Source organism: Psychromonas aquimarina ATCC BAA-1526, from assembly GCF_000428725.1.
Classification (GTDB): domain Bacteria; phylum Pseudomonadota; class Gammaproteobacteria; order Enterobacterales; family Psychromonadaceae; genus Psychromonas; species Psychromonas aquimarina.
The window spans coordinates 93414-106982 of the sequence record NZ_AUAM01000015.1 but is presented as its reverse complement, the minus strand read 5'-3'; the positions used below and the strand labels follow the sequence as shown (position 1 = coordinate 106982).

Sequence of the window (13569 nt, the reverse complement as noted above, 5' to 3'; positions counted from 1 at the left end):
AGTGTGTACCTTCTTTATCAGTTAATACCTCTCCACATGCCATCACATGGAAAGGTGTAGTTTAATTTATTTTTTATTTAGCTTCAATAATTGCATTAGCAATTTTTTTCGGAGCATCAGCATATTCACAGAATTCCATTGAATATGACGCGCGACCCTGTGTTGCAGAACGTAATGCGGTTGCATAACCGAACATTTCTGCAAGCGGTACTTTAGCATGCACGATTTTAACGCCGCCTGGGCCGTCGTCCATACCTTCAATCATACCACGACGACGGTTAAGGTCGCCGACAACATCACCCATCCAGTCTTCTGGAGTTGTCACTTCAACTTTCATCATAGGTTCAAGAATCGTTGCATCAGCTTTTAATGCGCCGTCTCTAAAACCTAGCATAGCTGCAATTTTAAACGCCATTTCATTTGAGTCAACTTCGTGGAATGAACCATCGAATAATGTTGCTCTCACGTCAAGCATCGGGTATCCGGCAAGCACCCCCTGGTTCATTTGTTCTTCACAGCCTTTGCTAATCGCCGGGAAATATTCTTTTGGAATACGTCCGTCGCTAATTTCATTAACAAATTCAAAACCAGCACCCGCTTCAAGCGGTTCTAGTTTCAAGTGGACATGGCCGTACTGGCTTGGTCCTTCGCCTTGACGAATAAATTTACCTTCAATCTCAACCGTTTTACGGATGGTCTCGCGGTATGCTACCTGTGGGTTACCCACGTTACAGTTCACACTGAATTCACGACGCATGCGGTCTACGATAATATCAAGGTGAAGTTCACCCATACCGGAGAGCAGTATCTGCCCGGATTCTTCATTCGTTTCAACACGGAATGAAGGATCTTCAGCAGCAAGTTTATCTAACGCGATAACCAGTTTATCTTGATCGGCCTTAGTTCTAGGCTCAACCGCAATCTGGATCACCGGTTCAGGAAACTCCATGCGTTCAAGAATCACTTTATGATCAGGAGAACAAAGCGTATCACCCGTAGTAACATCTTTAAGGCCGATTGCAGCGGCAATATCGCCGGCGCGCACCTCTTTGATCTCTTTACGGTCATTGGCGTGCATCTGGACGATACGGCCAAAACGTTCTTTCTTCATTTTCACTGAGTTATAAACATGATCCCCTGAATTAACCACACCTGAGTACACCCGCATAAATGTCAACGTACCAACAAACGGGTCCGTTGCTATTTTAAATGCAAGCGCGGCAAAGGGGGCGTCATCAGTAGCCGGACATTCAATCTCTTCTTCTTTTTCATTGATGCCTTTAATAGCAGCAACTTCAGTAGGAGAAGGAAGGAAGTCAATCACCGCATCCAGCACTGCCTGCACACCTTTATTTTTAAAGGCACTGCCGCAGGTTGCTAATACGATTTCATTGTTTAACGTACGAATACGTAAACCAGCTTTGATCTCTTCTTCTGAAAGCTCACCTTCTTCAAGGTATTTTTCCATCAGTTCATCGTTTGCTTCAGCTGCTGTATCTACAAGTTCTTCGTGAAGTTCTTCAGCGCGTTCCTGCAGTTCAGCCGGAATGTCGTAATATTCAAACGTCATCCCTTGATCTGTATCGTTCCAGTTGATCGCCTTCATTTTAATCAGGTCGATCACTCCCTCAAACTCTTCTTCTGCACCAATATTCAGATGAATCGGAACACAAGTCGCGCCTAAACGAGTATGGATCTGGTCAATCACAGCTTCAAAATCAGCACCTGTGCGGTCCATCTTATTAACAAATACCAAACGCGGAACGTGGTACTTATTAGCCTGACGCCACACAGTTTCTGATTGAGGTTCAACACCAGATGAGCCACAAAATACAACAACCGCACCATCAAGTACACGCAGTGAACGTTCAACTTCAATGGTGAAGTCTACATGTCCCGGTGTATCGATAATATTAATACGGTGCTGATCGTACTGACCCTGCATGCCTGACCAGAATGTTGTAGTGGCAGCAGACGTGATAGTAATACCACGTTCCTGTTCCTGTTCCATCCAGTCCATTGTTGCCGCACCGTCATGCACCTCACCAATTTTGTGAGATAGACCAGTGTAGAACAAAACACGCTCTGTCGTTGTTGTTTTACCCGCATCGACATGAGCAACAATACCGATATTACGGTAACGCTCAATGAGAGTTGTACGTGACAATTTGATGTCCTTTTAAATAAAGCCGGGCTTTATATCGAAACAAAAAAGCACAAGCACAAGCTTGTGCCAGAATTCTACCAGCGGTAATGAGCAAACGCTTTGTTTGCATCAGCCATACGGTGAACGTCTTCACGTTTCTTAACCGCAGAACCTTTATTATCTGCTGCATCAACTAGCTCACCAGCTAGACGTAATGCCATTGATTTTTCACCACGCTTACGTGATGCTTCAACTAACCAACGCATTGCAAGAGCATTACGACGAGAAGGACGAACTTCTACAGGAACCTGGTATGTTGAACCACCAACACGACGAGATTTAACCTCGACGCTTGGGCGTATGTTTTCAAGAGCTACTTCAAAAATGTCTAGTGCTTCTTTGCCGCTTTTATCAGCAGCAACTTCAAGTGCACCGTATACGATTTTTTCTGAAATAGATTTCTTACCGTCAACCATTACAACGTTAACGAATTTAGCTAGAATTTCCGATCCGAACTTAGGATCTGGAAGGATTTTACGAGTACCTACGACGCGTCTTCTTGGCATCTTATTTTCTCCGTGCGCTTCAGGAATTTACCCAAAACATATTAAATTAAAATAGTGTTTGTTTGGCCTTACTTACGGAAAAGCTTATGACTTAGGCTTTTTAGCACCGTATTTAGAACGACCTTTACGACGTTCTGTAACACCAGAAGTATCTAGTGCACCACGTACAGTATGGTAACGAACACCCGGTAAATCTTTTACACGACCGCCGCGGATCAAGATTACACTGTGCTCTTGCAGGTTATGGCCTTCACCACCGATGTACGAAGTAACTTCGAAACCGTTAGTTAGACGAACACGAGCAACTTTACGCATTGCTGAGTTAGGTTTTTTTGGAGTAGTAGTATATACACGAGTACATACGCCACGTTTTTGAGGACACGCTTCTAACGCAGGAACATTAGTTTTTTGAACTTTGTCCTTACGCGGTTTGCGTACCAGTTGTGAAATTGTTGCCATTATTAAATAGCTCCTAAAATGTGTATGAAAAATCAACCCTTAAAATAAGGGTGGCGAGAGTTTACGCTGCTTGGAAAATGGAGTCAATAATTAAGCAATTGTGTTTTTGCTCACAAAAATAGATAAGTCGGTTCAGGCAGGCAGAATTAAGCGGCAAAGCCGGGCTGTAAGGTAAATTTACCAGCTGATCTGGCTTTTATGCTTAATAACCAGGTTGACAAAATCATGGTAATCACATGTTTTACCAATATTATTATTTACGCCTCGCGCTTCAAGATCACTGCTTAACACCATTAACCTGCCCTGCTGTGAAATTTTCTGCAGCTGCAGATAATCAGCGTGCTCGGCACAAGATGCAATAACCGCATCTTCTATTAACAATAAAGTATCCGCTTCGGCCAGCAGGTTCAGACAGTTGTGCAGTGCCAGCGTTTGGAAGGGTGATGTTTTAACCGTATGTAATATCATAATCAGAAACTCAGTAATTGATCCTGCAGAGCAAGCTGCTGCTGTAATGCCGTAGTGTTTAATAGAGTCACATCAATCAGTAACATTTTACTGTTCAGGCTCCGCTGCTGCAGCGAAGCTTCACAGACATAAATATTTTCAACGTCATACATTTCCAGCATTTTAAACAACGGCTGATAATGTTTCTGCAGTGTTTCCTCTGGAGAGTGGCCGTCAACAAGCTGGTAAACGCCGTCACCGATAAAAAACAATGACAATGATTCGTTAAAAGCTGACATTGCCAGGGTCAGATCTAACGACTCACGCCCCTGTGCACTGCCGTGCGGTAAACAGCGGTTTATGATCCCGACTTTTTTTTCTATCATATCTCAGCCCCTAAAACTGTACTAAACGATCACAAGCGGCACTAAGCTCTGCCAGTTGACCAAGCCCGCTTAATACGAACGGGGTTTTTAAATTAAACTGCTCAAGAGACAGCTGCTGCGCTTCCTGCGGATCAACAATACCGCGGCGAAGTGATGCCGATACGCACACCTCTAATGGAAAATTATACTGCACGGCAAGTGCGGCCCAGAAATCCGGCAGATTAATTTCGTCGGTTGCCGGACTAACCAGCTGACTTGCATTAAGCACGCCTTCCTGATAAAAAAATACGCCGCTAATTTCATGCCCGGCCAGCAGTGCAGATGCGCAGAACTGGTAAGCAGTGCTGGCGCTCTGTGAACCATAGGGCGCACCAGAAACAACAATGGAAAATTTAACTTTCTGTTGATCCATTAAACAACACTCCTTCATTGATTTAATGCCCTTCTATTCAAAAGAGTAAGCAGCATCAGCACTTTATGGGCTATAAGGCGCACCAGACAGAGGCACAGACAGCTTAACTGTCTCTGCCTATTGTTAATCTTTTTATTGCGTAACAGCAACCGCTTCAACTTCAACTAACACGTCTTTTGGTAAACGCGCTACTTCAACGCATGATCTTGCCGGTGCAGATTCAGGGAAATACTTGCCGTAAACTTCATTAAAGGCGGCAAAGTCATTCATATCTTTAATAAAACAAGTTGTTTTAATAATAGTTGCAGCTGACGCTTTTGCTTCATGCAGTACCGCTAATAAATTCTGCATCACCTGTTCAGTCTGCTCAGTAATACCGCCAGCGACAATTTCCATTGTCTCCGGCACTAACGGGATCTGGCCGGATGTAAATACTAAGTTTCCAAGCTGATTCGCCTGCGAGTATGGACCAATGGCGGCCGGCGCATCTGCTGTTGCGATTATTTTCTTCGTGTTCATAAAATACCTTTGATATATATTGATTTAATAACAGACCTTCATCAGCAGTCTGCAACAAACAGTATAAAAATCAATGAGAAATAATGTAAATTTATATTAATTTTTTTAAAACAAAAAAAAAGGTGCCGAGGCACCTTTTTATCTGTTTAATTCAGCGAGGTTTACTCACCAAAATCAACTGCATTAAGTAAATCAGCTAAGTTTTGTTCAGCTGCATCTACATCAACAACCGGCTCTTCAATCTGCGGCTCAAGTGCTTTAGCTTTCTCAGCTGCACGAGCTTTATGATGAGCGAAACCAGTACCTGCAGGAATCAGGCGGCCAACAATTACATTCTCTTTCAGACCATGTAACTGATCACACTTACCAGCAACAGCAGCTTCCGTAAGAACACGTGTTGTTTCCTGGAAAGATGCGGCAGAAATAAATGATTCTGTAGCAAGTGATGCTTTAGTAATACCAAGTAACTGGTAGTCAAACGTAGCAATCGCTTTACCTTCCGCTTCTAGGCGGCGGTTTTCAATTACAACGCGGGCTACTTCAGCCTGCTCACCCACTAAGAAGTTAGAATCACCGGCATCAGTGATAGTACCTTTACGCAGCATCTGATTAACGATAACTTCGATATGCTTATCATTAATTTTTACGCCTTGTAAACGGTAAACTTCCTGTACTTCGTTAGTAATGTAGTTAGCAACCGGGCTGATACCACGTAAACGAAGAATATCATGCGGAGACTCTGGTCCGTCTGAAATAACCTCACCTTTTTCAATCTTCTCACCTTCGAAGATGTTCAGGTGACGCCATTTAGGGATCATCTCTTCATAAGCTTCACCGCTCGCCTGAGTAATAATTAGACGACGTTTACCTTTAGTCTCTTTACCGAAAGATAACGTACCAGAAACTTCTGCAAGAATTGCAGCATCTTTCGGTGTACGTGCTTCGAATAAGTCAGCAACTCGTGGTAGACCACCCGTGATATCACGAGTTTTCGAGCTTTCCTGCGGAATACGTGCAACCGCGTCACCAACTCGTACATCTGCGCCGTCTTCCAGGCTTACAATTGCATTTGCCGGCAGTGAGTATTGCGCCGCAACTTCAGTACCAGGGATAAACAGATCGTTGCCTTTAACATCAACCAGTTTCGCCATCGGACGCATCTCTTTACCTGCATTCGGGCGTTGAGCCGGGTCGATAACAACAATGCTTGATAAACCAGTCAGTTCATCTGTCTGTTTATTAATTGTTACACCTTCGATGAAGTCTAAGAACTCAATCTTACCTTCCACTTCCGTGATAATCGGATGTGTATGCGGGTCCCAGTTAGCAATGATTTCACCAGAAGTGATATCAGCACCATCCTGTTTCTCAAGTACAGCACCATATGGAAGTTTATGGTTTTCTTTAGTACGACCTAATTCATCGATAACCGTTAACTCAGTAGAACGAGAAGTAACAACTACTTTGTCTTCAGAGTTAATTACAAACTTAGCATTATGAAGTTTGATCTTACCGCTGTTTTTAACCTGTACACTGTTTTCAGAAGCGGCACGCGATGCGGCACCACCGATGTGGAACGTACGCATTGTCAGCTGTGTTCCAGGCTCACCGATTGACTGGGCAGCCATAACACCAACAGCTTCACCCTGACCAACCATATGACCACGAGCAAGATCACGACCGTAACATTGTGCACAAGCACCAAAGTCAGTTTTACAAGTAATAACAGAACGAACCCATACCTGGTCAACTGATGCTTCTTCGAGAAGATCACATAGTTTTTCATCAAGCAGTGTATTACGTGCAAACAATACTTCGTCTGTAGTACCTGGTTTAATCACATCCTGTGCAACAACACGACCAAGAACACGTTCGCGAAGCGGCTCAACAATATCACCACCCTGGATAAGCGGCGTTACCAGCAGACCTTCTTCGCTGCCGCAGTCTTCTTCTGTGATAACTAAATCCTGCGCAATATCAACAAGACGACGAGTCAGGTAACCCGAGTTTGCTGTTTTAAGTGCTGTATCGGCAAGACCTTTACGCGCACCGTGCGTTGAGATGAAGTACTGAAGTACGTTCAGACCTTCACGGAAGTTAGCTACGATCGGCGTTTCGATGATTGAGCCGTCCGGCTTAGCCATCAGACCACGCATACCGGCCAGCTGACGAATCTGAGCGGCACTACCACGTGCGCCCGAGTCGGCCATCATATATACGCTGTTAAACGAGTCCTGCTGAACTTCTTCACCTTTGCTTGTAAGAACCGTGTCTTTAGAAAGGTTTTCCATCATCGCTTTAGCAACCTGCTCATTAGCACTTGCCCAGATATCGATAACTTTATTGTAGCGCTCACCAGCTGTAACTAGACCGGCCTGGAACTGCTCAGAAATTTCAGAAACTTCAGCTTCAGCAGCTTCAACTAAGGTTTTCTTAGCATCCGGAATAACCATATCGTCGATACCAACAGAGGCACCAGACAATGTTGCATATTCAAAACCTGTGTACATTAACTGGTCAGCGAAAACAACAGTATCTTTAATACCCAGTAAACGGTAACAAGCATTCAGTGCGTTTGAGATTGCCTTTTTGCCCATGTTTACATCAACATGTGCAAACGGTAAACCTTCAGGCATGATCAGAGACAATATTGCACGACCAATTGTTGTTTCAACAAGTTCAGTTGTAGAAGTACGGCTCTTATCATCAGCAATATGAACTTGAGTCATACGTACTTTAACAATTGCCTGCAGATCAACTGCACCGGCACGGTACGCTTTTTCTGCTTCTTTAGCACTCTGGAAATACATGCCTTCGCCTTTAGCATTGATCTTTGAGCGAGTCATGTAATAAAGGCCAAGTACAACATCTTGAGAAGGTACGATAATCGGCTCACCATTTGCAGGTGATAAGATATTATTCGTAGACATCATCAGCGTACGGGCTTCAAGCTGTGCTTCGATTGTTAACGGTACGTGTACCGCCATTTGGTCACCATCGAAATCGGCGTTGTATGCCGCACATACTAACGGGTGAAGCTGAATCGCTTTACCTTCGATTAGTACTGGTTCGAATGCCTGGATACCCAGTCTGTGCAGTGTTGGTGCACGGTTAAGCAGTACCGGATGTTCGCGGATAACACCTTCAAGGATGTCCCAGACTTCACCGCCTTCACGGTCAACCAGTTTCTTAGCTGCTTTAATGGTAGTCGCAAGACCTAGTGCTTCTAATTTTCCGTAAACAAACGGCTTGAACAGTTCAAGTGCCATTTTCTTAGGAAGACCACACTGGTGCAGACGCAGTGTCGGTCCAACTGTAATTACAGAACGACCAGAGTAATCTACACGTTTACCTAGCAGATTCTGACGGAAACGACCCTGCTTACCTTTAATCATATCAGCAAGAGATTTCAGAGGGCGTTTATTAGAACCGGTAATTGCGCGTCCACGACGGCCGTTATCTAATAATGCATCCACAGACTCCTGCAGCATACGTTTTTCGTTACGTACGATAATATCTGGTGCAGCCAGATCTAATAGACGTTTCAGACGGTTATTACGGTTAATAACACGACGGTATAAGTCATTTAGATCCGATGTAGCAAAACGTCCGCCGTCTAGTGGTACTAGAGGACGTAAATCCGGCGGCAGAACTGGTAATACAGTTAAGATCATCCACTCAGGTTTGTTTGAAGACTGGTGGAAAGATTCAACCAGTTTCAGACGTTTAGTCAGTTTTTTACGCTTAGTTTCAGAATTAGTTGTACCTAACTCTTCACGCATAACTGAAATTTCGTGCTCAAGATCAAGCTGTTTTAATAAAGCAAATACCGCTTCAGCACCCATTAGTGCTTCAAACTCATCGCCCCACTGCTCAAGCATGTCCAGGTATTCTTCTTCAAGAAGAATCTGGCGGCGCTCAAGATCAGTCATTCCTGGTTCAACAACCACGAAAGATTCAAAATATAGGATACGTTCAATATCACGTAACGTCATATCCAGCATTAAGCCGATACGAGACGGAAGTGATTTAAGGAACCAGATGTGAGCAACAGGTGATGCTAATTCGATATGACCCATACGATCACGACGAACTTTAGACTGAGTTACCTCAACACCACATTTTTCACAAATAACACCACGATGTTTAAGGCGTTTGTATTTACCACATAAACATTCGTAATCTTTGATCGGACCAAAGATACGCGCACAGAAAAGACCTTCACGCTCTGGTTTAAACGTACGGTAGTTAATTGTTTCAGGTTTTTTCACCTCACCAAATGACCATGAACGGATCATTTCCGGTGATGCTAAACCAATTTTGATACCATCAAATTCTTTGGTTTTATTTTGCTGCTTTAAAAACTTTAATAAGTCTTTCACGCTACTCTCCCATAGGAGTTAAAACTAGGCGTTCTGATCTTCAGAACGCCACATATTCACTTCAGCTTAACGCTTAGTTATTTTCTTCATCCAGCTCGATATTGATGCTTAATGAACGGATCTCTTTCAACAATACGTTGAATGATTCAGGCATGCCCGGTTCCATTCTATGGTCGCCGTCAACGATGTTTTTATACATCTTAGTACGACCGTTAACATCATCCGACTTAACAGTAAGCATTTCTTGAAGCGTGTAAGCAGCACCGTAAGCTTCCAGTGCCCATACTTCCATCTCACCGAAACGCTGGCCACCGAACTGAGCTTTACCACCAAGCGGCTGCTGCGTAACCAGACTGTAAGAACCAGTTGAACGAGCATGCATTTTATCATCAACTAAGTGATTCAGTTTCAGCATGTACATGTAACCAACAGTTACAGGACGTTCAAACGGTAGACCGGTACGACCATCAGTTAAGTTTAACTGACCAGATTCAGGCAGATCAGCCATACGTAACAGTTCGCGGATTTCGCTTTCATGTGCGCCGTCGAATGCCGGAGTTGCTACTGGTAAACCTTTGTATAGGTTTTTAGCCAGGCGTAATACAGCATCGTCATCAAAGTCGTTTAGATCAACATGACAAGGTGCAGAGCCGAAAGAGTAAAGTTTCTGAACGAATTCACGTACTTTACCGATTTCCAGTTCACGCTGGTCTTTGATCATGCGCTCAAGTTTCTCGCCCACACCTTTAGCCGCTAGACCTAAGTGAGTTTCAAGAATCTGACCGATGTTCATACGTGACGGTACACCCAGCGGGTTAAGTACGATATCAACAGGAACACCGAATTCATCATGAGGCATATCTTCAACAGGAACGATGTTAGAGATAACACCTTTGTTACCGTGACGACCGGCCATTTTATCACCAGGCTGCAGGCGGCGGCGAACAGCTAGATAAACTTTAACAATCTTCTGAACACCAGGAGCCAGATCATCACCTTGAGTGATTTTACGACGCTTAAGATCAAACTCTTTGTCGTAATCAGCTTTGATTTCATCGTATTGAGAAACGATTTGATCTAAATGAGACTGTTTAGTTTCATCATCAATGATTACTTCTAACCACTGTGCGCGAGGCATCTGCAGTAGACGAGCTTCATCATGACCGGCACCGATAAGAATATTTAACGCTTTTTCGTAAATTGCGTTTTCCAGGATCTGGAACTTCTCAGTCAGATCTTTCTTAGCGGCTTTAAGCTGCATCTCTTCGATTTCAAGTGCACGTTTATCTTTTTCTACGCCGTCACGAGTAAAGACTTGTACGTCAATTACTGTTGCGTAAGTAGAGTTAGATACACGTAAAGAGCTGTCTTTAACATCAGACGCTTTCTCACCGAAGATTGCACGTAATAGTTTTTCTTCCGGAGTCAGCTGCGTTTCACCTTTAGGTGTCACTTTACCAACCAGGATATCACCAGGTTTAACTTCAGCACCAACGTAAACAATACCAGATTCATCTAGTTTGCTTAGCGCAGCTTCGCCAACGTTAGGGATATCTGCAGAAATTTCTTCGCTGCCCAGTTTAGTTTCACGTGCTACACATGAGAACTCCTGGATATGGATCGTAGTGAAACGATCTTCCTGCGAAACACGCTCAGAAATAAGGATTGAATCCTCGAAGTTGTAACCATTCCAAGGCATGAAGGCAATCTTCATGTTTTGACCTAGTGCCAGATCACCCATATCAGTTGACGGGCCGTCTGCCAGTACATCACCTTTAACAATCGGCTCGCCTGGTTTACACGTAGGTTTCTGGTTAATACAAGTATTCTGATTTGAACGTGTGTATTTAGTTAAGTTGTAGATATCGATACCCGCTTCACCAGGAAGCAGCTCTGCATCATCAACTTTTACAACGATACGAGACGCATCTACGTAATCAATTACACCACCGCGCTTAGCGATAATTGTTACACCAGAATCGATTGCAAGACGACGTTCGATACCTGTGCCAACAAGCGGTTTGTCAGCACGTAAAGTAGGAACTGCTTGACGCTGCATGTTCGCACCCATTAAGGCACGGTTAGCATCATCGTGTTCCAGGAACGGGATAAGTGACGCGGCAACAGAGATAATCTGCTGTGGAGACACATCCATGTAATCGATATCCGCAGGGCTCATAAAGGTTGTTTCACCCTTATGACGACAAGGGATCATCTCTTCGTTCAGGAAGCCGTTTGCATCAACACTTGCAGATGCCTGTGCGATAACGAACGTACCTTCTTCGATTGCAGACAGGTATTCAACTTGATCAGTCGGCTTACCATTTTCTACTTTACGGTAAGGTGTTTCTAAGAAACCGTAATCATTTGTACGAGAGAAAGTAGCCAGCGAGTTGATCAGACCGATGTTTGGTCCCTCTGGCGTTTCGATTGGACATAAACGACCGTAGTGAGTTGCGTGAACATCTCGCACTTCGAAGCCTGCACGTTCACGTGTTAAACCGCCTGGGCCTAACGCTGAAATACGACGTTTATGAGTAACTTCTGAAAGAGGGTTATTCTGATCCATAAACTGAGACAGTTGTGAAGAACCAAAGAACTCTTTAACAGCCGCTGAAATAGGTTTTGCATTGATCAGGTCCTGAGGCATAGTTGCATCAAGGTCACCAAGAGATAAACGCTCTTTAACAGCACGTTCTACACGTACTAAACCAACACGGAACTGGTTTTCAGCCATTTCACCAACACAACGGATACGACGGTTACCAAGATGATCGATATCATCCACGATGCCGTTACCGTTACGAATATCGATCAGTGTTTTCATTACACTTAAGATATCGTCATTAGACAGGATACCTGGACCTTCGTCACCTTCGATATTTACACGACGGTTGAACTTCATACGACCTACTTTAGACAGGTCATAACGCTCTTCTGCGAAGAACAGGTTCTGGAATAGACCTTCTGCAGCATCTTTTGTCGGCGGCTCGCCCGGGCGCATCATGCGGTAAATTTCAACTAATGCTTCAAGGCGGTTAGTTGATGAATCAACACGTAATGTATCAGAAATGAATGAGCCACAATCAAGTTCGTTGGTGTAGATCACTTCAAATTCTTTAATACCAGACTGTGAAAGTTCGGCTAAAAGCTCAAGCGTTAACTGATCATTTGCGTTAACGATGATTTCACCAGTTTCTTCACTGATGTAATCTTTCGCAATTACTTTACCTTCAAGGTATTCAAGCGGTACTTCAAGAGAAGTAACACCGTCTTTTTCAAGCTGGCGGATATGACGGGCTGTCACACGACGTCCCTGCTCAACATACACTTTACCATTGCCTGCAATATCGAATGACGCAGTTTCACCACGTAAACGATCGGCAATTAACGCCATTGAAATAGTACCGTCTTTGATTTCAAACTTAGTAGTATCAAAGAAGATCTCTAGAATTTCCTGTGTCGAGTACTCTAGCGCGCGCAGCATAATTGTTGCCGGCAGTTTACGACGACGGTCGATACGAACGAACAGGTTATCTTTAGGATCAAACTCAAAGTCTAACCAAGAACCACGGTATGGAATTACACGTGCGTTATAAAGAACCTTACCTGAACTGTGCGTTTTACCTTTATCGTGATCGAAGAATACACCAGGTGAACGGTGTAATTGAGAAACGATAACACGCTCAGTACCATTGATAACAAAGGTACCGTTTTCAGTCATGAGCGGCATTTCACCCATGTAAACTTCTTGTTCACGAATATCTTTAACCGTGCCTGCTGGTGCATCACGATCATAAATAACAAGACGTAATTTAACGCGTAATGAAGCAGAGTATGTTACTCCACGGATTTGGCATTCTTTCACATCAAACACCGGCTCACCTAAACGGTAGCTGACATATTGTAATTCTGATGTGCCTGAATAACTGGCGATAGGGAAGATACTACGGAACGCAGCTTCTAAGCCAACTTCTCCAGTTAAATCGATTTCAATGAATCGTTTGAATGAATCTAGCTGAATCGACAGCAAGTATGGTTTTTCCATTACTTGCGGACGTTTCCCAAAATCCTTACGAATACGTTTTTTCTCAGTATAAGAGTAACCCATGTGGTTCCTTTGCTCGCTGATAAGTGATCATAGCTGCCTAAGTCTATTTTTAGACTGGTATTATTAGACAACGGCGAACATTATTTTGGTGTTAATGATGCGTTATATAACATCACCTTTAGTGTCCGATGCCGTAAAAAA

General features: G+C 43.7%; 9 protein-coding genes. All 9 read right to left on the bottom strand.

What is annotated here, in order from left to right; genetic code table 11:
- Positions 1 to 73: 73 nt before the first annotated feature.
- A complete protein-coding gene (gene fusA, locus G337_RS0106760; protein WP_028863215.1) occupies positions 74 to 2167 on the bottom strand; it encodes an elongation factor G in 2094 nt (697 codons plus the stop codon).
- A gap of 74 nt (positions 2168 to 2241) precedes the next feature.
- The gene (gene rpsG / locus G337_RS0106755; protein WP_028863214.1) at positions 2242 to 2712 is read right to left on the bottom strand and encodes a 30S ribosomal protein S7; all 471 of its coding nucleotides are present in this window, start codon (positions 2710 to 2712) and stop codon (positions 2242 to 2244) included.
- Positions 2713 to 2796: 84 nt separating this feature from the next.
- Positions 2797 to 3171, bottom strand: coding sequence for a 30S ribosomal protein S12 (rpsL, locus tag G337_RS0106750; protein ID WP_019613627.1), 375 nt, complete (start codon positions 3169 to 3171; stop codon positions 2797 to 2799).
- Positions 3172 to 3348: 177 nt separating this feature from the next.
- Complete coding sequence (gene tusB, locus G337_RS0106745) at positions 3349 to 3639, bottom strand: sulfurtransferase complex subunit TusB (protein ID WP_028863213.1); 291 nt, start codon at positions 3637 to 3639, stop codon at positions 3349 to 3351.
- Positions 3640 to 3641: 2 nt separating this feature from the next.
- Complete coding sequence (gene tusC, locus G337_RS0106740; RefSeq protein ID WP_028863212.1) at positions 3642 to 4004, bottom strand: sulfurtransferase complex subunit TusC; 363 nt, start codon at positions 4002 to 4004, stop codon at positions 3642 to 3644.
- Positions 4005 to 4014: 10 nt separating this feature from the next.
- The gene (tusD, locus tag G337_RS0106735; protein WP_028863211.1) at positions 4015 to 4416 is read right to left on the bottom strand and encodes a sulfurtransferase complex subunit TusD; all 402 of its coding nucleotides are present in this window, start codon (positions 4414 to 4416) and stop codon (positions 4015 to 4017) included.
- 132 nt (positions 4417 to 4548) lie between these two features.
- Positions 4549 to 4935 (bottom strand): RidA family protein, encoded by a 387-nt coding sequence (locus G337_RS0106730; protein WP_028863210.1) that lies wholly within the window; start codon positions 4933 to 4935, stop codon positions 4549 to 4551.
- A 161-nt stretch (positions 4936 to 5096) separates the two neighbouring features.
- Entirely contained in the window at positions 5097 to 9317 is a 4221-nt protein-coding gene (gene rpoC, locus G337_RS0106725; RefSeq protein WP_028863209.1) for a DNA-directed RNA polymerase subunit beta', read from the bottom strand.
- Positions 9318 to 9390: 73 nt separating this feature from the next.
- Positions 9391 to 13428 (bottom strand): DNA-directed RNA polymerase subunit beta, encoded by a 4038-nt coding sequence (rpoB, locus tag G337_RS0106720; RefSeq protein ID WP_028863208.1) that lies wholly within the window; start codon positions 13426 to 13428, stop codon positions 9391 to 9393.
- Positions 13429 to 13569 lie beyond the last annotated feature (141 nt).